Source organism: Nonomuraea sp. NPDC002799, assembly GCF_053592075.1.
In genome coordinates, this window is sequence record NZ_JBSFVA010000008.1 from 267,495 (window position 1) to 294,170 (window position 26,676).

Sequence of the window (26,676 nt, forward strand, 5' to 3'; positions counted from 1 at the left end):
GTCCACGAGCTACTTGAGGTCCACGAGCTACTTGAGGTCCACGAGTTCCTGCGGCGACAGTGAGCCGCGGGTCGTGCTCGTGCCGGGGACCAGGATCCGGAAGTAGCCGGCCCTCCTGGCCGTGTACGTCTTGGTGTACTTGCCGGTCGAGCTCGTTCTCGCGAAGCCCAGGAGGTTGGCGGTCTTGGTGCCCTTGGCCTTGAAGTAGACCTCGATCCGCTTTCCCGGGTAGGCCGCCGAGCCCCGGTAGACCTTGCCGTACACCCGGAATGTCCGGCCCTTGCGCACCTTGCCGGGCGCGGAGATCGTCACCCGGGTCCTGACCTTCTTGGTCGGGCCGCCGGCCGCCGCCGCCACCGTGAACCCCGCCACGCCCTTGAGCGTCTGACCGCCCTTGCGCGCGTAGATCTCCAGCGTCCAGCCGCCCGCGGCGACGTCGTCGCCGAAGTAGGTGACGCCCCGGTAGCGGCCGTCGGGCTCCTTGGCCAGGTCGCCGAGGTCGAACGACTCGCCGTCGCGGACGAGCTTGGCCGACACCGCGGCCGCGTCCTTCACCGACGCCTCGACCGTGACCTTGACGTCCTCGCCCTTGACCAGCTTGACGGGGTCGGGGGTGACGTTCGCGGCGGTGATGCCCTGTTTGCCGGAGACCTTGACGACGAACGGCGTGGTGCTCGTGCCGCCGTCGCGGGCCACGGCCACCCGCAGTTTCCAGTCGCCGGCCGGATCGTCCCCGGTGATCGGCCACCTGCCGGTGATCTTCTGCTCGGCCGCACCGTCCGTCTTCCCGTCCGCCTTGAAGTCGAACGTCACCGCCCGCGCCGCCTTGCCCGGCGGCTCGATGGCGCCGGTGACGCTCCTGACCTCGGCGGCGCCCTTGAGCCTGAGCGTCACGATGCCGTCCACGGCGTTCTGGAGCGGGATGTACGCCTCGGCGGACGCCTGCGCCGTGAAGTCGTCGGCCAGGGCCGGTACGGCGGTGCCGCCGAGGAGCAGGGCGGCCGCCAAGGCGGTGGCCAGGAGCAGCCTCAGCTTCATGGTCGTCCTTCGCAAAAGTTACGATTGATGCGTTCGGAGCCTATGTGACCGGAGTGGCGTCGTCCTGGAGATCCTGGGGAATGACCGATGGCCTGGGGTGGTTGCACGATCTGGCACACTGGTAGCTGACCGTTTTTGCGGTTCCGGTTCACGCCATGTGAGTGGCGACCCGGCGGCCGCAGCCCGAAAGGACAGCCATGAAGCGCGACACTCATCCTGACTATCACGTGACGCAGGTCTCCTGCTCCTGCGGCAGCACGTTCACCACCCGCAGCACCGCCAAGAACGGCGTGATCCACGCCGACGTGTGCTCTGCCTGCCACCCGTTCTACACCGGCAAGCAGAAGATCCTCGACACCGGCGGCCGGGTGGCTCGCTTCGAGAAGCGCTTCGGCAAGAAGCCCGCGGGCAACTAGCTGCACCGACGCCGGCCCGGACGCACCCCGTGCGCCGGGTCGGCGTTATTGGTGCGGCGCCCACACCCAAAGACGAAGGACCCACGGTGAACCTCGACGAGTTGCTCAAGGAGTATTCCGAGCTGGAGCTGCAGCTCGCCGATCCCGCCGTGCACGCTGACCAGAACAAGGCCCGCACCCTCGGTAAGCGTTATGCCCGGCTCACGCCGGTCGTCGGCACCTATCGCGAGCTCGAGTCGGCCCGCGAGGACCTGACCGCCGCCAAGGAGCTGGCCGGCGAGGACGAGGGGTTCGCCGCGGAGGCGGCCGAGATCGAGGTGCGCATCCCCCAGCTGGAGGAGAAGCTCACGCACCTGCTCATCCCGCGTGATCCCAACGATGACAAGGACATCATCATGGAGATCAAGGCGGGCGAGGGCGGCGAGGAGTCCGCGCTGTTCGCCGGCGACCTCCTGCGGATGTATCTCCGCTACGCCGAGCGGATCGGCTGGAAGACCGAGGTCATCGACAGCCAGCCCTCCGACCTCGGCGGCTACAAGGACGTCACGGTCGGCATCAGGGCCAAGGGCGACGAGGGCGTGTGGGCCAGGCTCAAGTTCGAGGGCGGCGTCCACCGCGTTCAGCGGGTGCCCGTCACCGAGTCGCAGGGCCGCATCCACACCAGCGCCGCGGGCGTGCTCATCTATCCGGAGGCCGAGGAGGTCGACGTCAGCGTCGACGCCAACGACCTGCGCATCGACGTCTACCGCTCCAGCGGCCCCGGCGGCCAGAGCGTCAACACCACCGACTCGGCGGTGCGCATCACCCACCTGCCGACCGGCGTGGTCGTCTCCTGCCAGAACGAGAAGAGCCAGCTCCAGAACAAGGAGTCGGCCATGCGCATCCTGCGGGCCAGGCTGCTGGCCATCGCGCAGGAGCAGGCTGACGCCGCCGCGCAGGCCGAGCGCAAGTCGCAGGTCCGCACCGTCGACCGCTCCGAGCGCATCCGCACCTACAACTTCCCGGAAAACCGCATCTCCGACCACCGGGTCGGCTTCAAGGCGTATAACCTCGACCAGGTTCTCGACGGTGAGCTCAATGCCGTCACCCAGGCCCTCATCGACGCCGAGATGGCGGAGAAGCTCGCACAACACTCATGACATTTCTGCTGGACGAGATCGCCCTCGCCACCGCTCGGCTGGCCGAGGCAGGTGTGCCGTCACCCCGCACTGATGCGGAGGAGATCGCGGCATTCGTCCACGGCGTGCGCAGAAGCGAGCTCCACACGGTCAAGGACTCCGACTTCGACGCCCTGTTCTGGGAGGGCATCGCGCGCCGCGAGGCCCGCGAGCCGCTGCAGCACATCACCGGGCACGCCTACTTCCGCTATCTGGAGCTCGCGGTCGGGCCGGGCGTGTTCGTGCCCAGGCCGGAGACCGAGGTGATGGCCGGCTGGGCCATCGAGACCCTGCGCGCGATGGACGTGACCGCGCCCCTCGTCGTCGACCTCGGCACGGGCTCGGGCGCGATCGCGTTGTCGATCGCCCAAGAGGTGATGCTGGCCGAGGTGCACGCCGTGGAGGTCGATCCCGAGGCCTACACCTGGGCCAAGCGCAACATCTCCGAGCACGGTCAGGGCCGCACCCACCTGCATCCCGAGGACCTCGCCGAGGCGCTGCACGAGCTCAACGGCACGGTCGACCTGGTCATCTCCAACCCGCCCTACATCCCGCCCGGCGCGATCCCGCGCGACCCCGAGGTGCGCGACTACGACCCCTCCAGGGCGCTCTACGGCTCCGGCGACGACGGGCTCGGCGAGGTGCGCGCGGTGGAGCGCACGGCCCGCCGCCTGCTGCGCCCCGGTGGCTGGGTCGCCGTCGAGCACGCCGACGAGCAGGGCAGAGCGGTCTATCTGACCTTCCCCGAGGACAACGGCTGGCGGGACGTCCGTCTTCGCCAGGACCTCACCAGAAGAGACCGCTTCGTCACCGCCAGGCTGGGCCAAGACTAGGATGCACGCGGGCGGCGCGCCCCCTCAATCAGAGGGGAGCGCGGTGCCCGAACGAGGAGGAAGGAGGAGGCCTCGACAGCGCCGCTCGCCCTGAGCGGAGCGAGGCAACGAGACCGTGGGACGACGCTTTGACTGCTCCGACCTCGAACAGCGGGCCGAGGGACTGACGGAGGCCGCGGCCGCCGTACGCCGTGGCGAGCTGGTGGTGCTGCCGACCGACACCGTCTACGGCATCGGCGCCGACGCCTTCACCGCCTCGGCGGTCACCGCACTGCTCGACGCCAAGGGCAGGGGGCGCGACATGCCGCCGCCCGTGCTCGTGGGCACCGTCAGAGCCGCCACAGCGCTCACAGACGACCTCGGGCCCTATGGGCAGGACTTGATAGACGCCTTCTGGCCGGGGCCGCTCACGCTGGTCTGCAAGGCCAACAGGGCCCTGTCCTGGGACCTGGGCGACACCAAGGGGACGGTGGCCATCCGCATGCCGCTCCACCCGGTGGCGCTCGACCTCCTGAAGGAGACCGGCCCTATGGCGGTCTCCAGCGCCAACCGCTCAGGCGCGCCGGCCGCCACCACGGCGGAGGACGCCGAGGAGCAGCTCGGCGAGTCGATCGCGGTCTGTCTCGACGGCGGCAAGACGGCCGACAACACGCCTTCCACCATTCTCGATCTCACCTCGGCCGTCCCCCGGTTGTTGCGGCGCGGGGCGATCTCGGTGGAGAAGCTGCGCGGCATCATCGGCTACGTCGCCACCGACTGACGTATACCCGCTGCTTATTCCGGCTGCTATCGCACTGCGGCCATGATTACCGTGAGGCCCGGAACGGCGATACGTCCGGGAGTGGCCCATGGGCAAGTTCGACGGCATGGATCCCAAGCTGGTCCGTGACCTGTTGACCGAGGTGAAACACGCGGCCACGCAGATGCGCGCGGTCGAGGATCGGGTCAGGCTGGCCATGAATCGGGCCGGGGTGTCCACCCAGACCACCCATCGGCCCGTTCAGGTGGCCGAGGCCGTCGACAAGATGGTCAAGGACGTCAACGTCCGGCTGGAGACGCTGGAGAAGCGCGCAGATCCGCCGCGGCGTGAGGTGCCCAAGACGGGCGAGGACACGCCCAAGGAGGTGCGCGGGGATCGGGAGCGGTACGAGAATCCCCGGGCCGGCGGGACAACTCCGAAGGACGACCATCCCAAAACCGGCGACACTCCCAAGTCAGGCGACGACCCGAAGGCGGGTGACGCTCCCAAGACGGGTGACACGCCTAAAACTGGTGACACTCCCAAGACGGGCGACGATCCTAAGAGGGGCGACGATCCGAAGGCGGGTGACACCCCGAAGGCGGGTGACACCCCCAAGGCGGGTGACACCCCCAAGGCGGGTGACACTCCTAAGACAGGTGACACGCCTAAGACGGGCGACGACCCGAAGGCGGGTGACACTCCCAAGACGGGTGACACGCCTAAGACCGGTGACGAGCCCAAGGCCCGTGAGGAGCCGAGGACCGGCAAGGACGGCACGGCGGTCGAGCCTCCCAAGACGGGCGACGGTGCGAAAACCGGCGATGACCCCAAGACAGGTGATGGCGCGAGGACCGGCGATGGGGCCGGGACGGGCACCGACGCCGACGGGAAGGCGTGTGACGACACCAAGGACACTGGGACGGGGCAGGACCGGGGGACGGGACGGGACACGGGGACCGACGCCGAGGGTAGGGCCGGTGATCAGCCCATCAACGAACCCATCGATCAGCCCAAGGACGACGTCGAAAGCAGGCGCGACCGCGGGGCCGAGGCGGACGGCGGCGCGAGCGACACCCCGGCCAACGGTCAGCAGGATCCGACCAAACCGCAGATCGTGGTGGTGGACGGGGTCAAAGTTCTGCAAATTCCCATCGACCCGCCGACGGCCGAGCAACTTGAGAACCTGTTGGAGAACGCCGACGACGTGCAACCGGCGGACATGCCGAAGATGCCCCCTGACACAGGCGCCACCGGCACAGACACTGGAGCAGCCACCGGAGCAGGAACTGGAGCAGGCACCGGCGTAGGCACTGGCACCGGTACCGGTACCGGCGCGACCGCTGACGTCAACGCCTACGCGACTGATGGCACGAGCACGCCCGGCACGAGCACGCCCACGGACGGCAGCGGAGCGGCGGCGGCCACCCCGGCCGGCGACGTGGCGGCCACCGCAGGGACCGACAGCGCCTGTGACTCCAAGACCGACACGACCCCAGACGCGACACCGAGTCCGACACCGGGTGGTTCGGGGCAGACTCCTGGCGATGGCGCCGAGCCGCCGACAAACCGAGGGACGGGAGATCAGGGGGCTGGCGATCAGGGCGCAGGAGGTCAGGGCGCAGGAGGTCAGGGCGCAGGAGGTCAGGGCGCAGGAGGTCAGGGCGCAGGAGGTCAGGGCGGAGGAGGTCAGGGCGCGGGAGGTCAAGGCGCGCCTGTCACCATTCCGCCGACGAATCCCTCGGCCGAGCCTGCCTACAACCCGCAGATCGCCTACGACACCGAGCCCGCGTACAACGCCGAGCCCGCCTCCAACGCCGAGCGTGCCTACAACACCGAGCCCCCCTACAACACGCAGATCGCGTACGAGACGGATGCGAGTCCCGGCGTCGCCGCCTGGGCCGCCGACGGAAGTGACGTCGTCTCGGTGAACGTCCGCCCCATCGACCCCGAAGCCCTCCGGACCCTCGCCGACAACGTCCGCGACATCCAGCCGCAGGACGTGCCCTCGGTACAGATCCCGCCGGGCGACTACGGCAACGGTGAAGGGCAGTCCATGGACGTCAGGCCGGACGGCCCGCCGGGCGGCGTCGATCCCGGCAAGCCGGAAAGGAACGCGTGATGTACGCCGACCCGCCCAGGCCCAGGCCCTTCACCTCCAAGGACCCGAAGGACCAGCCGCCGGCCGACCCAGCCAACACCCTGGGCGATCAGCGGGCATGGGAGTTCAACCCCGACTACGAGCGGCTCGTCGTGGCCTGGGACACCGTCGAGCCCCAGCTGAACGACCTCAGAACGGCCCTCGACAAGGCGTACAGCATGGCCAAGAGCCCGCAGACCTGGGACGCCCCGGTGGGCGAGCGTTACGTGGAGGACATCCGCGAATGGCGCACCAGGCTGGCCCTCTACCGCCATTCGGTGCTGACCGAGATCAGCGACCAGGCCGCCGATACGCCGCGCTGGCTCCCCGCGAAGGCCGGCGCGCCCTCCATCTACTGACACCGATGAGGTTATCCAGCCAGAAGGCACAGTGAGGTGATATTTCCGGCAAGTTGCTGGGCGTATGGGAGAAACGGACATTAGGTCGTACAGTGGGGGAATGGGTGCGCAGCCCTACTACGGCCCCGACTTCGGGACCCTGCTGAGGCAGGATCCCGAGATCGCGCAGGTCCTGCTCGACGAGCTGGACCGGGTACGCGGCGGAATCCAGCTCATCGCGAGCGAGAACTTCACCTCGCCCGCCGTTCTGGCCACCCTGGGTTCCACCCTCACCAACAAGTACGCCGAGGGCTACCCGGGCAGGCGCTACTACGGCGGTTGCGAGGTGGTGGACCGGGCCGAAGCGCTGGCGATCGAGCGGGCACGCGGCTTGTTCGGCGCCGAGCACGCCAACGTCCAGCCCCATTCCGGCGCCTCCGCCAACCTGGCCGCCTACGCCGCGCTGCTCCAGCCCGGCGACACCATGCTGGCCATGGCGCTGCCGCACGGCGGTCACCTCACCCACGGCTCCAAGGTGAACTTCTCGGGAAGATGGTTCGACGTCGTCTCGTACGGCGTGCGGCGGGACACCGAACTCATCGACTACGACGAGGTCAGGGATCTGGCCCTGCGGCATCAGCCGAAGGTCATCGTGTGCGGCGCGACCGCGTACCCGAGACTGATCGACTTCTCGATCTTCCGCGGGATCGCCGACGAGGTGGGGGCGTGGTTGCTGGCCGACGTGGCGCACACGGTCGGGCTGATGGCGGGCGGCGCGATCCCGTCGGCGGTGCCGTACGCGGACGTCGTGACGCTCACCACCCACAAGACGCTGCGCGGACCGCGCGGCGGGGCCATCCTGTGCACGGAGGAGCTGGCCAGGAGGATCGACCGGGCGGTGTTCCCGTTCGTCCAGGGCGGCCCGCTGATGCACGTGGTGGCGGCCAAGGCGGTGGCCTTCGCGGAGGCGGGGCGGCCGGAGTTCGCCGATTATGCCAGGCAGGTGATCGCGAACGCGCGGGCGCTGACGGACGCGCTCGCCGTCGAGGGGATGCGGGCGGTGTCCGGCGGCACCGACACGCACCTGGCGCTGATCGATCTGCGCGGCGTCCAGACGTCGGGGGCCGAGGCGGAGCGCAGGTGCGCCGCCGCCGGGATCACCCTCAACCGCAACGTGATCCCGTACGATCCCGAGCCGGCGGCGATCACGTCGGGGATCCGCGTCGGAACGCCCTGCGTGACCACCCAGGGCATGGGGCCCCAGGAACTTGAAGAAGTGGGCACGCTGGTGACTCTGGCGGTGTGCCATCCGCAGCGTGCGGAGGAGGTTCGGGCAAGAGTCTCAGCGCTTCTCGCCATACATCAGCCATATCTCAGCGAATATTAAGCGGGTCTGTGTCGTTTTCCGGTCACAGTGGGCCGGAGCATCCGGGAAACTAGGTTCGTGCGCGAATACCTGTTCATGGCGCTCATCTCAGCGGCGGTGACCTATCTGCTGGTTCCGCTGGTGCGGCGCTTCGCCATCCGCATCGGCGCCATGCCCGAGGTCCGCGCGCGAGACGTGCACACCACGCCGACGCCGAGACTGGGCGGGCTGGCGATGTACGGCGGGCTGGTCGTGGGGCTGCTGGTCGCCAGCCAGCTCACCCACACGGGCGCGGCGCTGGCGGAGTCCGACGGCAACGCGGTGACGGCGCTCATCGTGGCGGGCGGGCTCATCACGCTGACCGGGTTCCTCGACGACTGGTGGGGCATGGACGCCTTCATCAAGCTCGCCGGGCAGATCGCGGCGGCGGGCGTGCTGGTCTTCTTCGACCTGCGGCTGCTCTACATCCCGCTGCCCCAGGACTGGGGCGGCTCGACCAGCCTCGACTACACGCTCAGCACGGTCATCACCATCATGGTCGTGGTCGTGACCATCAACGCGGTCAACTTCGTCGACGGGCTCGACGGGCTGGCGGCCGGGATCGTCTGCATCGCGGGCATGGCCACCTGGGCCTACTCGATCTTCCTGGCCGACAACATCAGCGGCGGGCGCATCACCACCACGGCGGCCATCGCCGCCATCCTCATCGGCACCTGCCTGGGCTTCCTGCCGCACAACTTCCATCCGGCGAAGATCTTCATGGGTGACACGGGCGCGATGCTGATCGGGCTCGTGCTGGCCTCCTCCATCGTCACCGTGACACCGCTCGACCCGGCGATCATCGAGGGCATGAACAAGGTGCCGGTGCTGCTGCCGCTGCTCCTGCCCGCGGCCGTGCTGGTGCTGCCCCTGGTCGACCTGATAACCGCGGTGATCAGGCGCACGTCGCAGGGCCTGTCGCCGTTCGCGCCCGACCGCGGCCACCTGCATCACCGCCTGATGGACATCGGCCACTCGCACCGCAGATCCGTGCTGATCATGTACGCGTGGGCGTTCCTGTTCGCTTTCGGCATCGTGGGGATGTCCACGATCGGCGTGCCCGTTCTGCTGTTCCCCGTGGTCATCGTGCTCGCGCTGGCCGTGCTGGTGCTGATGGCGCTGCCGCGCTGGCGGGGCAGGGGCGGGGCGCACGCCGCCTCGCGCGGCAACGAGCCCGACGACGACGGGCCGCCCACCGGGCCGATGCCGCCGATCCTGCCGGAGACCGAGGTCAGACGGCGGATGCCGCCGGCCGACGGCCCGTCGCACGAACGCGCGTCAGCCGAGGGCAATCCCGTCATTCCAGCCTTTCCGAGCCGTTCTTGATCGCGCACTAGAAACGGCAGGTAAAAGCGGTCTTCCGTTAGCTTGTGATATCTTTCACGAGCAGGGACCTTCAGACGCACAGATTCTGGAGGTAGCAAACGCTCGCTTGATAACATGCTGATGGAGCACCGATGCAGGCCAACGACGTGCGCGTACTCAAGAGCGCCGCGATTCCGACCTTCGCGGTTGGGGTGGTCGCCGTGCTCGTAGCCCTGCTGCTGGCAGGCGGCAAGGGAGCCCTCGGTGCGGCCATCGGCACTTTGCTCGTCGGCGTCTTCTTCAGCATCAGCGTGGTGGCGGTGTCCTACGCCGCGCGCGTCTCGCCGCAGATGATGGCGATCGTCGCGATGGTCAGCTACCTCGTCAAGGTCGTGGCCATCATGGTCGTGCTCGCCTCCTTCCGTGACACCACGGTCTGGAACACTCAGGCTTTCGCCTGGTCCGTCGTGGTGGGCACGCTCGTCTGGACCGGCTTCGAAGTCCGCGCCTTCATGAAGACCAAGCTCCTGTATGTCGACCCCGAAGCCCATGTCCCCGGCAAGGGCGACTCATGAGGCCGGCACACGGACGGGGTCCGATATGACTAGTCCTCTACTCGCCTGCTATCGTCAGGGCCGCGATGAGCGCACAAGAACGCCGACCGGAAGAAGACGGTCGCGACTTCGCCGACGCCATGTGGTCGATCCCCAGCTACTTGCTCGCAGGGATGGCCATCTATGGAGGCATCGGCTGGTTGCTGGACCGGTGGCTGGTCATGTCCGCGTTCTTCCCCATAGGCATCGTCCTGGGGCTGGTGCTCGCCGGCTACCTGGCCTACCGGAAGTTCTCCCGCTAGCCCCACGCAGCGAAGACCTCGCCGAGGAAACTCTTGTGATCCACTACGACGTTGAAGGGAACGCCGCGTGACTGCGCTGACGGTCCTCGCTCCTGAAGACCAGTTCCGGGCCCCATCGCCTGACGAGCTGTTCAACTCCTTTACCCCGATCATCCCGGGGGTCGACTGGTTCACCAAGCCGGTTCTCCTCGCCATTTTGAGCTCGGTCATCGTGATCGGCTTCTGCTGGGCGGCCTTCGCCAACCCGAAGATCGTCCCCAGAGGCGTGCAGAACGTCGCCGAGTACGGCTACATGTTCGTCCGCGACCAGGTCGCCCGGCCCTTCTTGGGCAAGGACGCCGACCGGTGGATGGGCCTGCTGCTGACGCTGTTCTTCCTGGTCTTCATCTGGAACATCATGGGCGTCATTCCGGTGCTCCAGTTCCCGGTCGCCTCGCACATCGCCTTCCCGGCGGTGCTCGCGCTCTCGATCTACGTGCTCAAGGTCTACTTGGGTGTGAAGCACCAGGGCCCGATCGGTTACTTCAAGAACATGATGTTCCCTCCGGGGCTGCCGAAGTTCATCTACGTGCTGCTGGCCCCGATCGAGTTCCTGTCGAACCTGATCATCGCGCCGTTCACGCACGCGGTCCGACTCTTCGCCAACATGTTCGCCGGGCACATGTTGCTGGCGTTCTTCAGCATGGTCGGCTTCTGGTTCCTGTTCGAGAAGCTGACCCCGCTGGGCGCGGGTGTGGGCGTCGTCGGCGTGCTGATGACGATCATCTTCACGGCCTTCGAGATCTTCATCCAGTTCCTGCAGGCCTTCCTGTTCGCGATGCTCGCCTCGATGTACATCGGCAATTCGCTGCACGCAGAGCACTGAGAACCACTACCGGAATATCCATGACCGGTGAGACACCGATTCACCGGCCGTCCAGTAAAGGAATAACAGCAATGAGCGTTCTCGCTGAGGTCTCCGGCAACGTCACCGCCATCGGTTACGGTCTTGCCGCCATCGGCCCCGGCATCGGCGTCGGCATCATCTTCGGTCAGGGCGTGCAGGCCATCGCCCGCCAGCCGGAGGCGTACGGCCTGATCCGCCAGAACATGCTCCTCGGCTTCGTCCTCACCGAGGCCCTGGCCCTGCTCGGTCTGGTTGCCCCGTTCATCTTCTCGGGCATCTGATACCCCCCTCTGACGAAAGGCTGCGCTCATGACTTACATGGCAGCTACGCTCCTTGCTGCGGAGGAGGGCGCCAACCCGCTCATCCCGCACACGTACGAGCTCGTCGTCGGTATCTTCGCGTTCCTGGTCGTCCTCGTCGTCGTCGGCAAGATCCTCGTACCGCGCATCCAGAAGACGCTGGGTGAGCGGACCGAGGCCATCGAAGGCGGCATCAAGAGGGCGGAGGAGGCTCAGGCAGAGGCTCAGGCCCTGCAGCGGCAGTTCCAGCAGAAGCTCGAAGAGGCCCGCCGCGACGCCGCCAGGCTGCGCGAAGAGGCCCGCGAGCAGGCCGCGCAGATCAAGGCCGAGCTTCGCGAGGAGGCGCAGGCCGAGGCCCGCCGTCTCGTCGAGGCCGCGCACGCGCAGATCGAGGCCGACCGCCAGGCGGCGTTCGCCCAGCTCCGCGCCGAGATCGGCCGCCTGTCGACCGATCTGGCCGGCCGCATCGTCGGCGAGTCGCTTGAGGACGAGGTCCGGCAGAGCCGCATCGTGGACCGGTTCCTCGATGAGCTGGAGAACAGCGACGCACAGGCGGTGCGCTGATGCGCGGTATGAGCAGAAGGTCCCTGGCCGAAGTCGAAGAGCGGTTCAACGCGGCGGCCGGCAGTGCCGACCTCGGCGCGCTCTCCGACGAGTTGTTCGCGGTCGCGGATCTGCTCGACCGCGAGCACGGTCTGCGCCGGGCCCTGTCCGACCCGGCCAAGGCCGCCGAGCAGAAGGCGGCCATGGTCCGCTCGCTGCTCGAAGGCAAGGTCGGCGAGTCGGCGGTCACCACCGTCGAGGCCGCGGTCTCGGCGAAGTGGTCGCGCGGCGGTGACCTGGCCGACGTGCTCGAACGACTCGGCGTCGTCGCCGCGTCCGCGGAGGCCGAGAGCCAGTCCAGGCTCGACGAGGTGGAGGACGAGCTCTTCCGCTTCGGCCGTATCGTCGCCGCCAACCCCGCCCTGCGCCGTGCGCTCGCCGACGCGGGCGCGCCCGGGGAGGGCAAGCGGCAACTGCTGCGCGACCTGCTCGGCGACAAGGTCGCACCGGCCAGCCTGCGTCTCATCACGCAGCTGGTGGTGCACCCGCGTGGGCGTAGCCTGGAGACAGGTCTGGAAGAGGTCGGGCAGCTCGTGGCCCAGCAGCGCCAGCGCCTCGTGGCGGTGGTGCGCACCGCGGTCGAGCTGACCGGAGCACAGCGGGAGCGCCTCGCGGCGTGGCTGCGTGCCTCCTACGGCCGCGACGTGCACCTGAACGTCGAGGTGGACAAACGAGTGCTCGGTGGGTTCTCGGTCCGCATCGGCGACGAGATCATCGACACCACCATTGTGGGACGAATCGAAGAAGTCCGCCGCCGGTTGGCCGGCTAGGCGAATAGGGAGACAGAGTAGAGATGGCGGAGCTTACGATCCGGCCGGACGAGATCCGGGACGCGCTTGAGCGCTTCGTCCAGGCGTACGAACCGGAAGGCGCCGCGCGCGAGGAGATCGGGACCGTCGTCGACGCCGGCGACGGCATTGCCCATGTCTCCGGCCTTCCCTCGGCGATGGCGAACGAACTGCTCGAGTTCGAGGACGGCACGCGCGGACTGGCACTCAACCTCGACGCCCGCGAAATCGGTGTCGTGGTCCTGGGCGACTTCAGCCACGTCGAGGAAGGTCAGACGGTCCGCCGGACAGGCGAGGTCCTGTCCGTGCCGGTCGGCGACAACTTCCTCGGTCGTGTGGTGGACCCCCTCGGTAACCCGCTCGACGGCAAGGGCGCCATCGAGTCCGAGGGCCTGCGCGCCCTCGAACTTCAGGCCCCCTCGGTGGTCCAGCGGCAGCCGGTGAAGCAGCCGCTGCAGACCGGCATCAAGGCGATCGACGCCATGACGCCGATCGGCCGCGGCCAGCGTCAGCTGATCATCGGCGACCGTGGCACCGGCAAGACCGCGATCGCCGTGGACACCATTCTCAACCAGCGCGACAACTGGGCCTCGGGTGACCCCGACAAGCAGGTGCGCTGCGTCTACGTCGCGGTCGGCCAGAAGGGCTCGACGATCGCCCAGGTGCGTTCCCGTCTCGAAGAGGCCGGCGCCCTGGAGTACACCACGATCGTCGCCGCCCCGGCGTCCGACCCCGCCGGCTACAAGTACATCGCCCCTTACACCGGTTCGGCCATCGGCCAGCACTGGATGTACCAGGGCAAGCACGTTCTGATCATCTTCGACGACCTCACCAAGCAGGCCGACGCCTACCGCGCCGTCTCGCTGCTGCTTCGCCGCCCGCCGGGCCGCGAGGCGTTCCCCGGTGACGTCTTCTACCTACACTCCCGTCTGCTGGAGCGCTGCGCCAAGCTCTCCAACGACCTGGGCGGCGGCTCGATGACCGGTCTGCCGATCATCGAGACCAAGGGCAACGACGTGTCGGCGTTCATCCCGACCAACGTCATCTCGATCACCGACGGCCAGTGCTTCCTGGAGACCGACTACTTCAACGCGGGCATCCGGCCCGCCATCAACGTCGGTATCTCGGTCTCGCGAGTCGGTGGTTCGGCCCAGGTCAAGGCGATGCGGAAGGTGGCCGGCACGCTGCGCCTGTCGCTGTCGCAGTACCGCGACCTGGAGGCCTTCGCCTCCTTCGCCTCCGACCTGGACGCGGCTTCCCGCGCCCAGCTCGACCGCGGCCAGCGCCTGACCGAGCTGCTCATCCAGCCGCAGTACGCGCCCTTCCCCGTGGAGCGGATGGTCGTGTCGGTCTGGGCGGGCACCACCGGTGAGCTCGACGACGTCCCGGTCGAGGACGTCCGCCGCTTCGAGCAGGAGTTCCTCGACTACCTGCAGAGCGCGCACAAGGGCATCCTCGACAGCATCCGCGAGACCAACGACCTGAACGACGACACGGTCACGACTCTCAAGGACGCCGTCACGGAGTTCAAGAAGACCTTCACCACGTCCTCGGGCGAGCTGCTGGTCAAGGACGAGCCGGTCGCTCCGCTGGAGGCCGGGGAGGTCGGCCAGGAGAAGATCAAGAAGGTCGTCCGTCCGGCGGCGGAGAAGTAGGTCATGGGTGCCCAGCTAAGGCTGCTGCGGCGGCGGATCAAGTCGGTCAAGTCGACCGCCAAGATCACGCGCGCCCAGGAGCTCATCGCATCCTCGCGGATCGTGCGGGCGCAGCAGCGGATGCAGGCGGCGTTGCCGTACGAGCGCGAGATCACTCGCGCCGTCACGGGCGTCGTCAGCAACGCCGCCAGCGTCGACCATCCGCTGACCGTGGCGAAGGAGAACCCCACCAAGGCGGGCGTTCTCATCGTCACCTCCGACAGCGGGTTCTGCGGCGGCTTCAACGCCAACGTCCTGCGTGAGGCCGAGGCCCTGCGCGGGCTGCTGGAGAGCCGTGGCCTGAGCGTGCTGCCGTTCGTCACCGGGCGTAAGGGTGTCACCTGGCACACCTTCCGCCAGCGGGAGATGGGCGGTCAGTGGGTGGGCTTCTCCAGGAAGCCGTCCTACGCCGACGCCAAGGAGATCGCGCAGACGCTGATCGAGTCGTTCAAGGACGAGAACGGGATCGACGAGATCCACATCGTCTCGACCGAGTTCGTCTCGATGCTGACCCAGAACGTCGTGGTCAAGCGGGTTCTGCCGCTGGAGGTCGAGGAGACCGAGGCGACGGAGTCCACCGCGATCCCGCCGTACTTCGAGTTCGAGCCGACCGCGGGTGACGTGCTCGAGTCGCTGCTGCCGCGCTACGTGGAGTCCCGCATCTTCACCGCGCTGCTGCAGTCGGCCGCGTCCGAGGAGGCCGCGCGGCGGCGCGCCATGAAGTCGGCTACGGACAACGCCAACGAGCTGATCCGCGTGTTCACCATGCAGATGAACCAGGCTCGCCAGGCCGAGATCACCCAGGAAATCAGCGAGATCGTCGGTGGCGCCAACGCGCTCGCTGACGCCGCAGCGGGGAAAGAGTGAAATGACTGCAGAGGCTGTTGACACTGTTGGAACCCACGTGGCCGCCGGCCGCGTGGCCAGCGTCAAAGGGCCCGTCGTCGACGTGGAGTTCCCCGTCGAGGCGATGCCCGACATCTACAACGCGCTCACCGTCGAGGTCGTTCTCGGCGGCGAAACCAAGCTCCTGACCATGGAGGTCGCCCAGCACCTGGGTGACAACGTGGTACGCGCCATCTCCATGCAGCCCACCGACGGCTTGGTCCGCGGTGCGCCGGTCACCGACACGGACGCGCCGATCTCGGTGCCCGTCGGCGACATCGTCAAGGGCCACGTGTGGAACACGCTGGGCGAGTCGCTGGACGTGCCCACCGCGTCGCTCAAGATCACCGAGAAGTGGGGCATCCACCGGCCGTCCCCGCCGTTCGACCAGCTTGAGTCGCGCACCGAGATGCTCGTCACGGGCATCAAGGTCATCGACCTGCTCACCCCGTACGTGCAGGGTGGGAAGATCGGCCTGTTCGGCGGCGCCGGCGTGGGCAAGACGGTTCTCATCCAGGAGATGATCCGCCGGGTCGCCCGCAACTTCGGTGGCACCTCGGTGTTCGCCGGTGTCGGCGAGCGCACCCGTGAGGGCAACGACCTCTGGCTGGAGATGGACGAGGCGGACGTCCTCAAGGACACCGCGCTCGTCTTCGGCCAGATGGACGAGCCGCCGGGCACCCGTCTGCGGGTGGCCCTGTCCGCGCTGACGATGGCGGAGTACTTCCGCGACGTGCAGAAGCAGGACGTGCTGCTGTTCATCGACAACATCTTCCGCTTCACGCAGGCGGGCTCGGAGGTCTCCACCCTCCTCGGCCGCATGCCGTCCGCGGTGGGTTACCAGCCGACGCTGGCCGACGAGATGGGTGTGCTCCAGGAGCGCATCACCTCGACGCGCGGTCACTCGATCACCTCCATGCAGGCGATCTACGTGCCCGCCGACGACATCACCGACCCGGCCCCGCACAACGCGTTCGCGCACCTCGACGCGCAGACGGTGCTCTCCCGGCCGATCTCGGAGAAGGGCATCTACCCCGCGGTGGACCCGCTCGACTCCTCCTCCCGGATCCTCGACCCGCAGATCGTGGGCGAGGAGCACTACCGGGTGGCCCAGGAGACCAAGCGGATCCTGCAGAAGTACCGCGAGCTCCAGGACATCATCGCGATCCTCGGTATCGACGAGCTGTCCGAAGAGGACAAGGTCACCGTGCAGCGGGCGCGCCGCATCGAGCGCTTCCTGTCGCACCCGATGTACGCCGCCGAGGCGTTCACCGGCCAGCCGGGCGAGAACGTCCCGCTGGACGAGACCATCGCCTCCTTCAAGGGCCTGTGCGCCGGTGAGTACGACCACCTGCCCGAGCAGGCGTTCTTCATGGTCGGTGGCATCGAGCAGGCCGTGGCCAAGGCCAAGGAACTCGAGCGCCGCTAAGTCGCCCCTGGTAGTGGTGCGGCTCTGAACGGCCGCACCGCTACCTGATCGGAAAGGAACCAACCCAAGTGGCCAAGCTGCGCGTAGGGGTTGTCTCACCCGAGCGTGAGATCTGGTCGGGCGAGGCCGACATGGTGATTGCCAAGACCGTGGACGGCGAGATCGGTATTATGCCGCAACACGCACCTGTGCTCGGCGTTCTCGTCGAGGGCGGCGTGCTGCGCATCAAGCGGGAGGGCGAGGGCGATCTCGCGGCGGCGGTGCACGGGGGTTTCATCTCCGTCGCCGACAACGAGGTCTCCGTGCTCGCCGAGGTGGCCGAGCTCGGCTCCGAGGTCGACGTCGCCGCTGCCCGTGACGCTCTCGACCGGGCCCAGGCCTCGATCGAGGCCAACCAGGAAGACGCCGACGCGGCGATCGAGGCCAAGCGTGCGAGGGCTCGGCTGCGCGCGGCGGGCGAAGAGGTTTAATACCCATCAGGGCAGGCTCAGGGGGCGGCATGGTCACGACGGTTCTTACTTTCGTACTGATACTTGCCGCCCTTGTGGTCCTGCGCGGGGTCATGCTGGCCCGTTCACGCGGGAACATGCCCTGTCGGCTGCGGGTGGGTGACCGCGGCTGGCAGAGCGGGGTAGCCCGCTATGCCGACGGGGAGCTCCATTGGATCCCGCTCATGGGTGTGCGACTGAGGCCGCGCCACGCGATCGCGAGGCGCGGCCTCGTCGTTTCGGCCCGTCGCGAGATCGACGGCGGTCTCTACGCCGTGGACCTCGCGGGCAGCAGCCAGGCCCTGTCCATCGCGATGAGCGCCGACGCGCTGACCGGGTTTCTGGCCTGGCTGGAGTCGGCGCCGCCCAGCGCCTATCTCGACGTCGCCTAGCATCTGTTCCGGCGTTGCCCAGCGTCTGTCGTGGGGTCGTCCAGCGTCTGTCTTGGCGTCGTCTAGCGGGTGCCGCCGGGCTTCCAGAGGATCTCGTTGCCTCCGTGGGCGATCCGGCAGGCGATGAAGAGCAGGTCGGACAGGCGGTTGAGATATTTCGCGGTCAGCTCGTTCATGTCGTCGTGCGTGTCGAGCGCCGCCCACGTCGTGCGCTCGGCTCTGCGGACCGTGACCCTGGCGACGTGCAGCGCCGCCGTGGCGGGGTCACCGCCGGGGAGGATGAAGCTGCGCAGCGGCTCCAGATCGGCGTTGAAGCGGTCGCACTGCTCCTCCAGCCAGTCGATGTAGGACTGCTCCACCCGCAGCGGCGGGAACTCCGGCTCGGCCACGACGGGTGTGGCCAGGTCGGCGCCCAGGTCGAACAGCTCGTTCTGCACGCGGATCAGCACGCCGACCAGGTCGGCGTGCAGGGTGCCGTGAGACAGCGCGACCCCCAGGTGCGCGTTGGCCTCCTCGACGTCGGCGTAGGCCGCCAGCCGGGGATCGGTCTTGGACGCCCGGCTCATGTCGCTCAGCGTCGTGGTGCCGTCGTCGCCGGTGCGGGTGTAGATGCGGGAGAGGACGACCGGTTTGTCCTTGTCAGCGCGCGTCATGGCTTCAGCGTAATGACAAAAGTCATCGCGAACGGACGCGGCATCCATATCCGGCCCGTGATTTCGACGACTGGCGGGACGAACGCCACCAAAGCCACCATTGACCCATGACGAAGGAGAGGACCTGATGCTCGAGATCAGCGACCTGCACAAACGTTTCACGGGTGGCCCCGATTCTCCCGGCGGAAAGATCGCCCTGGACGGGATCGGTTTCACGGTGCGGCAGGGGGAGATGTTCGGGTTCGTCGGCGCCAACGGCGCGGGCAAGACCACGACGATGCGTATCGTCATGGGCGTGCTCCAGGCCGACTCGGGCTCGGTGAGCTGGCAGGGCAAGCCGCTGGCCTATGACGCCCGCCAGCGGTTCGGCTACATGCCCGAGGAGCGCGGGCTGTACCAGAAGATGCGGGTCGCCGAGCAGATCGAGTATTTCGGCCGCCTGCACGGGCTGAGCGTGACGGACTCGAAGCAGGCCACGGACGAGCTGCTGGAGCGGCTCGGGCTCACCGAGCGCAGGGCCGACGCGGTGCAGGCGTTGTCGCTGGGCAACCAGCAGCGGGTGCAGCTCGCCGTGGCGCTGGTGCACGATCCGCAGGTGCTGGTCCTGGACGAGCCGTTCTCCGGGCTCGACCCGATCGCGGTGGACGCGCTGGCCACGGTGCTGCAGGAGCGGTGCAGGGGCGGCGTTCCGGTGATCTTCTCCAGTCACCAGCTTGAGCTGGTCGAGCGGTTGTGCGACTCGGTCGGCATCGTCTCGGCCGGCCGGATGGTCGCCACCGGCACGGTCGCCGAGCTGCGGGCGGCCGAGAGCACCACACTGCGCGTGGTCGTCCGCGATCCCCTGCCAGGCTGGGCCGAGGGGCTGGCCGGCACGGTCACCGTCACCGGCGATCGGCACGTGCTGCGTGCCGAGAGCGGCGACGACCAGGAGATCCTCCGCCGCGCCATGAAGGCGGGGCACGTCGAGCACTTCGGGGTCGAGCAGCCGACCCTCACCGAGATCTTCAAGGAGGCCGTGGCGTGAACGGTTTGATGCTGGTCGCCCGGCGGGAGCTCAGCACGCAGGTGCGGACGAAGGCGTTCCTGATCGGCTTGCTCGTCATGGCCGTGCTGGTGGCGGTGGTGCCGTTCGCGCCCAAGGTGTTCGACGGACCCGACATCTACCAGCTCGGCACCGTCAACTCCCAGCAGCTTCCGCTCCAGGCCGCCGCGCCGGACGCGCAGTTCGAGTGGCGTTCCTTCCGCGACGAGGCCGCGGCCAAGGCCGCCGTGCTGGCGGGCGACGTGGACGCGGTGCTGATCGACGGCGTCAAGGTGATCACGGACGGCGAGATCGAGACCGAGCTCGGCGTGATCATGCAGAGCGTCAACAGGGAGGCGAAGCTGGGCGCCGCCGGCGTGTCGATCCCGCCGCTGCGGATGGAGTCGGTGGGCGCCGACACGCGTTACCAGGCCGCGCGCACCGGGATCGCCGTGGTGCTCGTCCTGCTGCTCTTCATGCTGCTCATCAGCCAGGTCATGATGGTCGCCATGGGCGTGGTGGAGGAGAAGGGCAGCCGGATCGTGGAGATCCTGCTCTCCACGTTGCGGCCGTGGCAACTGCTCGGCGGCAAGATCCTCGGGCTGGGCGCGCTCGGCCTGATCAACCTGGTCACGATCCTGGTGGTCGGGCTCAGCTCGGCGCTGGTCTCCGGCCTGGCCGCCGACTTCCCGCCCGGTATGCCGGGGCTGGTGGCAGGGGTGCTGGTGTGGTTCGTGCTGGGCTACGCCTTCTTCGCCACGCTGTCGGCCGCGTTCGGGTCGCTGGTCTCGCGCCAGGAGGAGGTCGGCAGCGTGTTGTCGCCGCTGACCATGCTGATCATGATCACCTACTTCATCGCCTTCTACGCCACCAGCGAACCCACCGGCACGCTGGCCACGGTCATGTCGTACATCCCGCCGTTCTCGGCGATGATCATGCCGGTCCGGAGCGCCGCGTCCGAGGTGCCGCTGTGGCAGGTGGGGGCCTCCATGGGAGCGATGGTGCTGGGCGTGCTGCTGGTGCTGAGCTTCGGCGCCAAGGTCTACGAGCGGGCCGTGTTGCGGACGGGCGCCAGGCTGAAGCTCGGCGACGTCCTCCGCTCGCGATAGATGAACCCGATCGAGCGAGCGCGGCGCCTCACCTGGAAGTTGCTGGTCTCCATCGTCGTCATGATGTGGGTGTGCGTCCTCGCCTCGGGCGCGATGGCGTACGGCGACGGAAGGCCGCAGTGGTGGCGCTTCGGTCTCGCCCTGATCGTCACGGCCGCCTTCACCGAGCGCTGCCTGCGCATGATCAACGCCCTGCTGGACCGCCGTTATCCCACCGGGAACGTGGTGATGACGGCGGTCCTCGCCGTGCTGGCTGCGGCGCTGGGCGGGGCGGAGCCGGTCGGCTTCGGATTCGTGCTCATGTGCTGGTTGTCCCTCGCGACGCTTGAGGTCCCCAAGCGCACGGCCCACCTCCTGGCGGCCGGGACGTTCGTGGTCGCCATGGCGCTCTGCGGGTTGCCGGTGGTGACGGGGAACACCCTGCTGGCCACCGACCTCGCCGACACCGAGGCCCTGGTCCTCTACGCCGTGGCGTACGCGGCCTGGTGCGCCCTCCTGCCCCAGGGCAACCGGATGCTCATGTGGATCTGGGTCCTGGCTGTGGAGGCCCATGAGGGCCGCGAGGCGCACACCCGGCTGGCGGTGGCCGAGGAGCGGCTGCGCTTCGCCCGCGACCTGCACGACCTCGTGGGGCACCAGCTCTCGGCCATCGCCGTCAAGACCCAGCTCGCGATCCGGCTGTCGGACGCCGGCGCCACGGCGGCAAAGGCCGAGATGACCGAGGTGAACACGCTGACCAGGCAGGCGCTCAAGGACCTGCGGGAGGCCGTGCGCGGTTATCGCGAACTTGACTTGCCCACGGAGTTGAATAGCGTAAAGGGGGTGCTCGAAGCAGCCGGAGTCCGCTGCGACGTTCACCTTCCCTACCGTGACCTGCCCGATGGGGTGGCGCCGGTGTTCGCCTACGCCGCCCGCGAGGCGGTGACCAACGTGCTGAAGCACAGCACCGCGACCTTCTGCGACATCACGATCCGTTTCACCGATCGTGAGGCGGAGCTGAGTGTGCGCAACGATGGAGCGGCCCGGCGAAAGGCCGGCGACCCGGGCAACGGGCTGGCCGTCATGGGTGAGCGCTTGGCCGCGGTGGGCGGCAGGGTCGCCGCCCATCGGACGGATGATGGAGAGTTCCTGCTCAAGGCAGTCGTGTCCCTCCCGATTGGTGGGTAGGGGAGTAAAGCGGAGGGCTGCGGCCCGCCGCTAGCGTCAACTGAGGAGGTGGCATGCGCGTCCGGGGCAATCCGCGGGCCGAGGCGGTGCGGATCGGCGCCCGGCTCGACGCCGGCACGTCGGCCGGGGTGCGCGAGCGGCTGCACAAGGCGCTCGACTCCGGTGACGACGACCTGATCCTGGATCTCTCCGAGCTGGAGATGATCGACGCGACCGGTCTCGGGGTGCTCGTGGGCGCTCATCGGCGCGCGCTGAGCGGGCAACGCCGCCTCGTTCTTCGGGGGGTGCCCCCGCGGATCATGCGGATACTGGCGGTGACCCGGCTGAATCGGGTGCTGCACGTGGAGGTTCCCGCAGCCGCGGTGGCCTGATGTGACATATCGGAGCGGGCAACGATCGGCCGTTGCCCGCTCTTTCTCGACTTAGACAAAATCTAGATTTCGGATGGCGCGCTATGGCGCTGAATACAGCCGCGAATGTGGTTTATGCGCGGTGTTCGTCAGGACCGGACCGATGACGCTAGGTCATCACGCCATCACTCGTTTACCGCAGGCTCCTGGAGAAGATGTGCACGGCCACCTCCACCAGTTCGTCGATCTCCGGTTGCGGTTCCGCGTGCAGCCATTCGATCAGCAACTCCTGTAACGCCCCAATGGCGCCCAGCGCCAACAGCCGCCGATTGCGCGGAGGGTCCAGCGGGAAATCCGCCGAGGCGTCCTCCACGAGCCGTGCGAATGCTCCGATGGCGCGCTGGCGGGACAGCGTCAGGACATCGCCTGATCTGCGTACCTCGACGTGCATGATGCGCGCCCGCCGCCAGTCGGCCGTGGTGAACTCGATATAGGCGCGAATCCCGGCCTTGACGCGATCGTCAAGGGTGCTCGGCGCGTCCTGTAACGCTTTGGCCACGACGGCCAGGCTTTCGTCCACGCAGCGCTCGTGCAACGCCTGAAGCAGCTCCTCTCGCCCCCCGAAACATTCGTAGAAGGCGCGGTTGGAGATCCGCGCCTCCGAGCACAACCTTTCGATCGTCGTAGCCGCGAATCCCGGCTTCGCGTATAGCGTGTACGCGGCTGTCATCAGCCGCTCGCGTCTGTCCGCCAGCCTTTGCTCAGCCGACATTCCCCGGTAAGACCGGTTCACATTCCACCCGTCCAACATGATCGTGGCCCCCAGAGCACACAATTATGGACGGATGATCGGTTTTGGGAAAGGGCAGGAAGATTATCTTTTACGTCGGCCGTGCAAGAACGTGACAAGCCTGATCAGCCGCTCAACCTCCGCGGGCCCTCTGCGGAACGATGTGAGGTTCATCCCCGGCATGGCGAAGCGCTGGCGGGAGATGGCTTTGGGGCGGGCGAACTCGCGCAGGCCGTCCGCTCCGTGGATACGCCCGAACCCGGAATCGCCGATTCCGCCGAACGGCAGGGCCGGCACTCCGGCGAAGGAGATGACCGAGTTCACGGCCGTCATTCCGCTGCGCATCATGCGGGCCAGCTCCGTCGCCCGGCGCGCGTTGCGCGAGAAGACGGTGCCGCCCAGGCCGTACGCCGAGGCGTTGGCCAGCTCCAGCGCCTCCTGCGCGTCGCGGGTGCGGCGGACGGTGATGGTCGGGCCGAACGTCTCCTCGCGCACCGCCGGGGAATCCTCGGGCACGTCCTCGACGATCACCGGATCCACGTACGGCGCTCGCACCGGGTCCGTGCCGCCGGCCACCACCCGGCCCGACTTGGTGGCGTCGTCGATGTGCCGCCGGATGATGTCCACCTGGCCGGGCATCGTGATCGGGCCGTAGTCCTCGCCGGCCCGCACCGTCGACACCCGCTCGGACAACTCCCGCATGAAAGTTTCATAGACGGCGTCCACGACATAGACGCGTTCGACGCCCACGCACGTCTGGCCCGCGTTGGACATCGCGCCCCACAGGCAGGCGTCGGCGGCGGCCGCGAGGTCGGCGTCGGCGTCCACGATGAAGGCGTCCTTGCCGCCGCACTCGGCCACCATCGGGGTGAGGTTCTCGGCGCAGGCCGCCATGACCCGCTTGGCGGTCGCCGTCGACCCGGTGAACGCCACCTTCCTGACCCGCGGATCGGCGGCCAGCGCCGCGCCGGTCTCGCCCAGTCCCGTCACGGTCTGGAACACCGGCTGCTCGGGCACCGACTCCTTGAACAGCTCCGCCAGCCGCACCCCGATGCCGGGGGTCAGCTCGCTGGGCTTGAAGACGACCGCGTTGCCGGCGGCCAGCGCGTAGGCGATCGAGCCCATGGGGGTGAAGACCGGGTAGTTCCACGGGCCGATCACGCCCACGACGCCCAGGGGCAGGTATTCGAGGGTGGCGGCCAGGTTGAGCCCGATCATGCCGCTGGCCACCCGGCGCCGCCGCAACACCTTCTCGGCGTTCCGCGCCGCCCAGTCGATATGGGTGATCGCCAGCACGATCTCCAGCGTGGCGTCGCCGGTGGGCTTGCCCGTCTCCTCGTGCACGAGCTTGACGAGGTCCCGAAGGTTCTGGGTGAGCACGGCCTTGTAGTCGAGCAGCCTTCTGCGGCGCTCTGAGTGGCCCAGGGCGCCCCACCAAGCGGCCGCCCGGTCCGCGCTCCCCACGGCCTCGTGCACGGCCTCTGAGGACTGTTTGGGGTGGCTCCCGACGATGGCGCCGGTAGCCGGATTGAGTGAGTCGAACGTCACCGTGGTCATGCCGTCACGATAGAACTGTAAGCCGTCGCTTACTAGCGTGGACCCGGCGCCGCGAGCGCCGCGGGGGGCCCACAGCGCGCCCCGTCACGGCGACCGGCCACTGAAGGGTCAGCGGCCGTTTCCCTGGAAGGCCACCGGCCACGTGCGGTGGGTGGCCGGCCATGGCAGCGCGTGAAAGATCAGAACAGGGTCGGGTTCTCGGGCTCGATGCCGCGAAGGGCGTGGTAGTCGAGCGTGACGCACGCGATGCCGCGGTCGGTGGCGAGCACGCGGGCCTGCGGCTTGATCTCCTGCGCCGCGAACACCCCCCGCACCGGCGACAACAGCGGATCGCGGTTGAGCAGCTCCAGGTAGCGGGTGAGCTGCTCCACGCCGTCGATCTCGCCCCGCCGCTTGATCTCCACCGCCACGGTCGCCCCGACCGCGTCGCGGCACAGGATGTCGACCGGGCCGATCGCCGTCATGTACTCGCGGCGGACCAGGGAGTAGCCGGCGCCCAGCGTCGTGATGTGCTCGGCGAGCAGCTCCTGCAGGTGGGCCTCCACGCCGTCCTTGATCAGCCCGGGGTCCACGCCGAGCTCGTGGCTGGAGTCGTGCAGGATCTCCGCCATGGTCAGGACCAGCTTCTCGCCGGTCTTGCCGTGGGTGACCGTCCAGGTCTCGCCGTCCTCTTTGAGCTTGCACGGCGGGTTCATCCAGTTGAGCGGCTTGAACGCGCGGTCGTCGGCGTGGATGCTCACGCTGCCGTCCGCCTTGATGAGGACGAGCCTGGGCGCCATCGGCAGATGTGCCGTGAGCCGTCCGATGTAATCCACGCTGCATCGCGCGATGACCAGCCGCATGACCACCCACCTTAGCGGCTCTGGAAAACTGGACGCATGGCGTTCGTACCGGTGGCAGTGGCCGCGTTGGAAGACATGTCGCGTTGATGAGCCCCCGACGCGCCCGCCGCAGGGAGTCCTCCCGCCCTTTCGGCTTCCCCACCGGCACGGACAAGGTCGAGGAGTGGCCCGACGGCGAGTGGAAGGTTCGCCTGCTCAGAGGCGGTTCCTCGCCCAAGAACTACCGATGTCCCGGTTGCGATCAGGAGATCAGCGGCAGCCAGCCGCACATCGTCGCCTGGCCCAACTGGACCGGCGGCGACGAAGAACGCCGCCACTGGCATTCGGCCTGCTGGCGTAAGAGACTCGATCGCGGTCCCGGCCGCACCCGTTACTGAAGGGATCCATGTGGAGATTCGCGCGGCGACCGTGCTGCCCGCCCGGCGTGAGCCGGTCGACCTGCACACAGGCGACGGCCTGACCCTGGTCGGCGAGCTGGCCCTGCCCCCCGAGCGTCCGCCGGTGGCGACGCTGGTCACCCTCCATCCGCTGCCCACCCACGGCGGCTTCATGGACAGCCACGTCTACAAGAAGGCGGCCAACCGCCTGCCCGCCCTCGCCGACATCGCCGTGCTGCGCTTCAACACGCGCGGCACGTCCTCCGAGCGCGGCACCTCCGAGGGCGCCTTCGACGGGGGAGAGGGCGAGCGCTACGACGTCGCGGCGGCGCTGGAATATGCCGAATATCATGATCTGCCGCACGTCTGGGTCGTCGGCTGGTCGTTCGGGTCCGAGCTGGCGCTCAAGTGGGCCCACGATCCGCTGGTGGAGGGCGCGATCCTGCTCTCGCCGCCACTCCACAGGGCCACCGACGAGGACCTGGACGCCTGGGCGCGGTTCGGCCGGCCGCTGGTGGCGCTGGTGCCCGAGTTCGACGACTACCTGCGGCCCGAGGAGGCCCGCGCGCGGTTCTCGCGGGTGCCGCAGGCCGAGGTCATCGGGGTGGACGGGGCCAAGCACCTGTGGGTGGGGGAGCCGTACGTACGCATCGCCCTGGACGAGATCGTCAAGCGCGTCAACCCCGAGGCGTGGCCGCTGCCGACGGAGATCTGAGCTTCTGGCATTTATTTACGGCTGGGACAGAACCCCGAAAATTTTTTTGAGCAGAATGAACAAAACCCTGGACCTCCCCCTTGACGAGGGTGAGAATCCGATCGTCAACCGAAGATCGTGGAGACGCCGGGCACTCCGGTCCCGTGCGTAACCCCTGCTCGGCATGGGCGAGGTACGTATGCGGGTTGTGCATGGGCTCATCATGGCTTTGATTACCACGTTCTTGGCGGTGACCCAGCCGGGCGCCGCGGCGGAGGCGCGGGATCCCGTGCCGGCGGTCGTGGCTCCGCCGGCCGGGACGGAGGGCGCCGCGGTCGCGGCGGCCCGCCGCACCGGTCAGCCGGTCGAGATCGAGTCGATGCGCAGTGAGACCCGGCAGGTCTTCGCCAAGCCTGACGGCACG

General features: G+C 68.3%; 31 protein-coding genes. 26 read left to right on the forward strand and 5 right to left on the reverse strand.

Going from position 1 to position 26,676, the window contains the following annotated elements; genetic code table 11:
- Window positions 1-27: 27 nt before the first annotated feature.
- Window positions 28-1,038 carry a hypothetical protein gene (locus ACWD0F_RS18215; protein ID WP_449876771.1) on the reverse strand — a complete coding sequence of 337 codons (1,011 nt, stop codon included), beginning with the start codon at window positions 1,036-1,038 and terminating at the stop codon, window positions 28-30.
- 197 nt (window positions 1,039-1,235) lie between these two features.
- Here ACWD0F_RS18215 and rpmE point away from each other — a divergent pair, with 197 nt between their 5' ends.
- The 19 genes from rpmE (at window position 1,236) to ACWD0F_RS18310 (ending at window position 17,692) form a co-directional block, all read left to right on the forward strand.
- Window positions 1,236-1,454 (forward strand): 50S ribosomal protein L31, encoded by a 219-nt coding sequence (rpmE, locus tag ACWD0F_RS18220; protein ID WP_449876773.1) that lies wholly within the window; start codon window positions 1,236-1,238, stop codon window positions 1,452-1,454.
- Window positions 1,455-1,540: 86 nt separating this feature from the next.
- Window positions 1,541-2,593 carry a peptide chain release factor 1 gene (prfA, locus tag ACWD0F_RS18225; protein WP_449876775.1) on the forward strand — a complete coding sequence of 351 codons (1,053 nt, stop codon included), beginning with the start codon at window positions 1,541-1,543 and terminating at the stop codon, window positions 2,591-2,593.
- Window positions 2,590-3,444: a peptide chain release factor N(5)-glutamine methyltransferase gene (gene prmC, locus ACWD0F_RS18230; RefSeq protein WP_449876777.1), complete on the forward strand. Its 855-nt coding sequence runs from the start codon at window positions 2,590-2,592 to the stop codon at window positions 3,442-3,444. The genes prfA and prmC overlap by 4 nt, the downstream gene beginning before the upstream one ends.
- Before the next feature lie 115 nt (window positions 3,445-3,559).
- Complete coding sequence (locus tag ACWD0F_RS18235) at window positions 3,560-4,204, forward strand: L-threonylcarbamoyladenylate synthase (protein WP_449876779.1); 645 nt, start codon at window positions 3,560-3,562, stop codon at window positions 4,202-4,204.
- An 88-nt stretch (window positions 4,205-4,292) separates the two neighbouring features.
- Window positions 4,293-6,305 carry a hypothetical protein gene (locus ACWD0F_RS18240; RefSeq protein WP_449876781.1) on the forward strand — a complete coding sequence of 671 codons (2,013 nt, stop codon included), beginning with the start codon at window positions 4,293-4,295 and terminating at the stop codon, window positions 6,303-6,305.
- Window positions 6,305-6,682 carry a hypothetical protein gene (locus ACWD0F_RS18245; protein WP_449876783.1) on the forward strand — a complete coding sequence of 126 codons (378 nt, stop codon included), beginning with the start codon at window positions 6,305-6,307 and terminating at the stop codon, window positions 6,680-6,682. The genes ACWD0F_RS18240 and ACWD0F_RS18245 overlap by 1 nt, the downstream gene beginning before the upstream one ends.
- A gap of 100 nt (window positions 6,683-6,782) precedes the next feature.
- Window positions 6,783-8,048 carry a serine hydroxymethyltransferase gene (locus ACWD0F_RS18250; RefSeq protein WP_449876785.1) on the forward strand — a complete coding sequence of 422 codons (1,266 nt, stop codon included), beginning with the start codon at window positions 6,783-6,785 and terminating at the stop codon, window positions 8,046-8,048.
- Between the two features lie 57 nt (window positions 8,049-8,105).
- On the forward strand, window positions 8,106-9,392 hold the full coding sequence (locus tag ACWD0F_RS18255; protein WP_449876787.1) for a glycosyltransferase family 4 protein: 1,287 nt from the start codon (window positions 8,106-8,108) through the stop codon (window positions 9,390-9,392).
- Between the two features lie 131 nt (window positions 9,393-9,523).
- Window positions 9,524-9,946, forward strand: a complete 423-nt coding sequence (locus tag ACWD0F_RS18260; protein ID WP_449876789.1) for a hypothetical protein — start codon at window positions 9,524-9,526, stop codon at window positions 9,944-9,946.
- A gap of 65 nt (window positions 9,947-10,011) precedes the next feature.
- Window positions 10,012-10,227, forward strand: a complete 216-nt coding sequence (locus ACWD0F_RS18265) for an AtpZ/AtpI family protein (protein WP_449876791.1) — start codon at window positions 10,012-10,014, stop codon at window positions 10,225-10,227.
- Window positions 10,228-10,294: 67 nt separating this feature from the next.
- Window positions 10,295-11,092, forward strand: a complete 798-nt coding sequence (gene atpB / locus ACWD0F_RS18270; RefSeq protein ID WP_449876793.1) for a F0F1 ATP synthase subunit A — start codon at window positions 10,295-10,297, stop codon at window positions 11,090-11,092.
- A gap of 71 nt (window positions 11,093-11,163) precedes the next feature.
- On the forward strand, window positions 11,164-11,394 hold the full coding sequence (atpE, locus tag ACWD0F_RS18275) for an ATP synthase F0 subunit C (protein ID WP_357829968.1): 231 nt from the start codon (window positions 11,164-11,166) through the stop codon (window positions 11,392-11,394).
- 28 nt (window positions 11,395-11,422) lie between these two features.
- Window positions 11,423-11,977 carry a F0F1 ATP synthase subunit B gene (locus ACWD0F_RS18280; protein ID WP_449876795.1) on the forward strand — a complete coding sequence of 185 codons (555 nt, stop codon included), beginning with the start codon at window positions 11,423-11,425 and terminating at the stop codon, window positions 11,975-11,977.
- Window positions 11,977-12,786: a F0F1 ATP synthase subunit delta gene (locus tag ACWD0F_RS18285; RefSeq protein ID WP_449876797.1), complete on the forward strand. Its 810-nt coding sequence runs from the start codon at window positions 11,977-11,979 to the stop codon at window positions 12,784-12,786. The genes ACWD0F_RS18280 and ACWD0F_RS18285 overlap by 1 nt, the downstream gene beginning before the upstream one ends.
- Window positions 12,787-12,809: 23 nt before the next feature.
- On the forward strand, window positions 12,810-14,459 hold the full coding sequence (gene atpA, locus ACWD0F_RS18290) for a F0F1 ATP synthase subunit alpha (protein ID WP_449876799.1): 1,650 nt from the start codon (window positions 12,810-12,812) through the stop codon (window positions 14,457-14,459).
- A 3-nt stretch (window positions 14,460-14,462) separates the two neighbouring features.
- Entirely contained in the window at window positions 14,463-15,365 is a 903-nt protein-coding gene (locus tag ACWD0F_RS18295) for a F0F1 ATP synthase subunit gamma (protein ID WP_449876801.1), read from the forward strand.
- Window position 15,366: 1 nt separating this feature from the next.
- Window positions 15,367-16,812 carry a F0F1 ATP synthase subunit beta gene (gene atpD, locus ACWD0F_RS18300; protein ID WP_449876803.1) on the forward strand — a complete coding sequence of 482 codons (1,446 nt, stop codon included), beginning with the start codon at window positions 15,367-15,369 and terminating at the stop codon, window positions 16,810-16,812.
- Between the two features lie 68 nt (window positions 16,813-16,880).
- Window positions 16,881-17,282, forward strand: a complete 402-nt coding sequence (locus ACWD0F_RS18305) for a F0F1 ATP synthase subunit epsilon (RefSeq protein ID WP_449876805.1) — start codon at window positions 16,881-16,883, stop codon at window positions 17,280-17,282.
- Window positions 17,283-17,311: 29 nt separating this feature from the next.
- Complete coding sequence (locus ACWD0F_RS18310; protein WP_449876807.1) at window positions 17,312-17,692, forward strand: DUF2550 domain-containing protein; 381 nt, start codon at window positions 17,312-17,314, stop codon at window positions 17,690-17,692.
- A 62-nt stretch (window positions 17,693-17,754) separates the two neighbouring features.
- On the opposite strand, the gene ACWD0F_RS18315 is transcribed toward ACWD0F_RS18310, so the two are convergent.
- Window positions 17,755-18,345, reverse strand: a complete 591-nt coding sequence (locus ACWD0F_RS18315; RefSeq protein ID WP_449876809.1) for a cob(I)yrinic acid a,c-diamide adenosyltransferase — start codon at window positions 18,343-18,345, stop codon at window positions 17,755-17,757.
- 127 nt (window positions 18,346-18,472) lie between these two features.
- Between ACWD0F_RS18315 and ACWD0F_RS18320 the strand changes: the two genes are divergently transcribed.
- The 4 genes from ACWD0F_RS18320 to ACWD0F_RS18335 are packed head-to-tail and all read left to right on the forward strand — an operon-like array spanning window position 18,473 to window position 22,013.
- Window positions 18,473-19,369: an ABC transporter ATP-binding protein gene (locus ACWD0F_RS18320; protein ID WP_449876811.1), complete on the forward strand. Its 897-nt coding sequence runs from the start codon at window positions 18,473-18,475 to the stop codon at window positions 19,367-19,369.
- The gene (locus tag ACWD0F_RS18325; protein ID WP_449876813.1) at window positions 19,366-20,475 is read left to right on the forward strand and encodes an ABC transporter permease; all 1,110 of its coding nucleotides are present in this window, start codon (window positions 19,366-19,368) and stop codon (window positions 20,473-20,475) included. The genes ACWD0F_RS18320 and ACWD0F_RS18325 overlap by 4 nt, the downstream gene beginning before the upstream one ends.
- Complete coding sequence (locus ACWD0F_RS18330; RefSeq protein ID WP_449876814.1) at window positions 20,476-21,642, forward strand: sensor histidine kinase; 1,167 nt, start codon at window positions 20,476-20,478, stop codon at window positions 21,640-21,642.
- Between the two features lie 53 nt (window positions 21,643-21,695).
- Window positions 21,696-22,013, forward strand: coding sequence for an STAS domain-containing protein (locus ACWD0F_RS18335; protein WP_449876816.1), 318 nt, complete (start codon window positions 21,696-21,698; stop codon window positions 22,011-22,013).
- A gap of 172 nt (window positions 22,014-22,185) precedes the next feature.
- On the opposite strand, the gene ACWD0F_RS18340 is transcribed toward ACWD0F_RS18335, so the two are convergent.
- From ACWD0F_RS18340 to nucS, 3 genes are all read right to left on the reverse strand, one after another.
- Complete coding sequence (locus ACWD0F_RS18340) at window positions 22,186-22,722, reverse strand: TetR/AcrR family transcriptional regulator (protein WP_449876818.1); 537 nt, start codon at window positions 22,720-22,722, stop codon at window positions 22,186-22,188.
- 144 nt (window positions 22,723-22,866) lie between these two features.
- Entirely contained in the window at window positions 22,867-24,339 is a 1,473-nt protein-coding gene (locus ACWD0F_RS18345; protein WP_449876820.1) for an aldehyde dehydrogenase family protein, read from the reverse strand.
- Between the two features lie 179 nt (window positions 24,340-24,518).
- Window positions 24,519-25,181 carry an endonuclease NucS gene (gene nucS, locus ACWD0F_RS18350; RefSeq protein WP_449876822.1) on the reverse strand — a complete coding sequence of 221 codons (663 nt, stop codon included), beginning with the start codon at window positions 25,179-25,181 and terminating at the stop codon, window positions 24,519-24,521.
- 86 nt (window positions 25,182-25,267) lie between these two features.
- On the opposite strand from nucS, the gene ACWD0F_RS18355 reads away from it, so the two are divergent.
- The 3 genes from ACWD0F_RS18355 to ACWD0F_RS18365 form a co-directional block, all read left to right on the forward strand.
- On the forward strand, window positions 25,268-25,558 hold the full coding sequence (locus tag ACWD0F_RS18355; protein WP_449876824.1) for an ATP/GTP-binding protein: 291 nt from the start codon (window positions 25,268-25,270) through the stop codon (window positions 25,556-25,558).
- A 10-nt stretch (window positions 25,559-25,568) separates the two neighbouring features.
- Window positions 25,569-26,273 carry an alpha/beta hydrolase gene (locus tag ACWD0F_RS18360; protein WP_449876826.1) on the forward strand — a complete coding sequence of 235 codons (705 nt, stop codon included), beginning with the start codon at window positions 25,569-25,571 and terminating at the stop codon, window positions 26,271-26,273.
- A gap of 202 nt (window positions 26,274-26,475) precedes the next feature.
- On the forward strand, window positions 26,476-26,676 hold a 201-nt coding region (locus ACWD0F_RS18365; protein WP_449876828.1), incomplete at its 3' end, for a hypothetical protein.

Excerpts from the sequence above, each read along its gene's own strand:
- atpD (WP_449876803.1), top strand. The coding sequence starts at position 15,367 with ATGACTGCAGAGGCTGTTGACACTGTTGGAACCCACGTGGCCGCCGGC.
- ACWD0F_RS18280 (WP_449876795.1), top strand. The coding sequence starts at position 11,423 with ATGACTTACATGGCAGCTACGCTCCTTGCTGCGGAGGAGGGCGCCAAC.
- ACWD0F_RS18260 (WP_449876789.1), top strand. The coding sequence starts at position 9,524 with ATGCAGGCCAACGACGTGCGCGTACTCAAGAGCGCCGCGATTCCGACC.
- ACWD0F_RS18345 (WP_449876820.1), bottom strand. The coding sequence starts at position 24,339 with ATGACCACGGTGACGTTCGACTCACTCAATCCGGCTACCGGCGCCATC.
- ACWD0F_RS18240 (WP_449876781.1), top strand. The coding sequence starts at position 4,293 with ATGGGCAAGTTCGACGGCATGGATCCCAAGCTGGTCCGTGACCTGTTG.
- atpE (WP_357829968.1), top strand. The coding sequence starts at position 11,164 with ATGAGCGTTCTCGCTGAGGTCTCCGGCAACGTCACCGCCATCGGTTAC.
- rpmE (WP_449876773.1), top strand. The coding sequence starts at position 1,236 with ATGAAGCGCGACACTCATCCTGACTATCACGTGACGCAGGTCTCCTGC.
- ACWD0F_RS18315 (WP_449876809.1), bottom strand. The coding sequence starts at position 18,345 with ATGACGCGCGCTGACAAGGACAAACCGGTCGTCCTCTCCCGCATCTAC.
- ACWD0F_RS18245 (WP_449876783.1), top strand. The coding sequence starts at position 6,305 with ATGTACGCCGACCCGCCCAGGCCCAGGCCCTTCACCTCCAAGGACCCG.
- ACWD0F_RS18215 (WP_449876771.1), bottom strand. The coding sequence starts at position 1,038 with ATGAAGCTGAGGCTGCTCCTGGCCACCGCCTTGGCGGCCGCCCTGCTC.
- nucS (WP_449876822.1), bottom strand. The coding sequence starts at position 25,181 with ATGCGGCTGGTCATCGCGCGATGCAGCGTGGATTACATCGGACGGCTC.
- ACWD0F_RS18320 (WP_449876811.1), top strand. The coding sequence starts at position 18,473 with ATGCTCGAGATCAGCGACCTGCACAAACGTTTCACGGGTGGCCCCGAT.
- ACWD0F_RS18285 (WP_449876797.1), top strand. The coding sequence starts at position 11,977 with ATGCGCGGTATGAGCAGAAGGTCCCTGGCCGAAGTCGAAGAGCGGTTC.
- atpA (WP_449876799.1), top strand. The coding sequence starts at position 12,810 with ATGGCGGAGCTTACGATCCGGCCGGACGAGATCCGGGACGCGCTTGAG.
- ACWD0F_RS18330 (WP_449876814.1), top strand. The coding sequence starts at position 20,476 with ATGAACCCGATCGAGCGAGCGCGGCGCCTCACCTGGAAGTTGCTGGTC.
- ACWD0F_RS18265 (WP_449876791.1), top strand. The coding sequence starts at position 10,012 with ATGAGCGCACAAGAACGCCGACCGGAAGAAGACGGTCGCGACTTCGCC.
- ACWD0F_RS18310 (WP_449876807.1), top strand. The coding sequence starts at position 17,312 with ATGGTCACGACGGTTCTTACTTTCGTACTGATACTTGCCGCCCTTGTG.
- ACWD0F_RS18355 (WP_449876824.1), top strand. The coding sequence starts at position 25,268 with ATGAGCCCCCGACGCGCCCGCCGCAGGGAGTCCTCCCGCCCTTTCGGC.
- ACWD0F_RS18295 (WP_449876801.1), top strand. The coding sequence starts at position 14,463 with ATGGGTGCCCAGCTAAGGCTGCTGCGGCGGCGGATCAAGTCGGTCAAG.
- ACWD0F_RS18335 (WP_449876816.1), top strand. The coding sequence starts at position 21,696 with ATGCGCGTCCGGGGCAATCCGCGGGCCGAGGCGGTGCGGATCGGCGCC.
- ACWD0F_RS18340 (WP_449876818.1), bottom strand. The coding sequence starts at position 22,722 with ATGACAGCCGCGTACACGCTATACGCGAAGCCGGGATTCGCGGCTACG.
- prmC (WP_449876777.1), top strand. The coding sequence starts at position 2,590 with ATGACATTTCTGCTGGACGAGATCGCCCTCGCCACCGCTCGGCTGGCC.
- ACWD0F_RS18250 (WP_449876785.1), top strand. The coding sequence starts at position 6,783 with ATGGGTGCGCAGCCCTACTACGGCCCCGACTTCGGGACCCTGCTGAGG.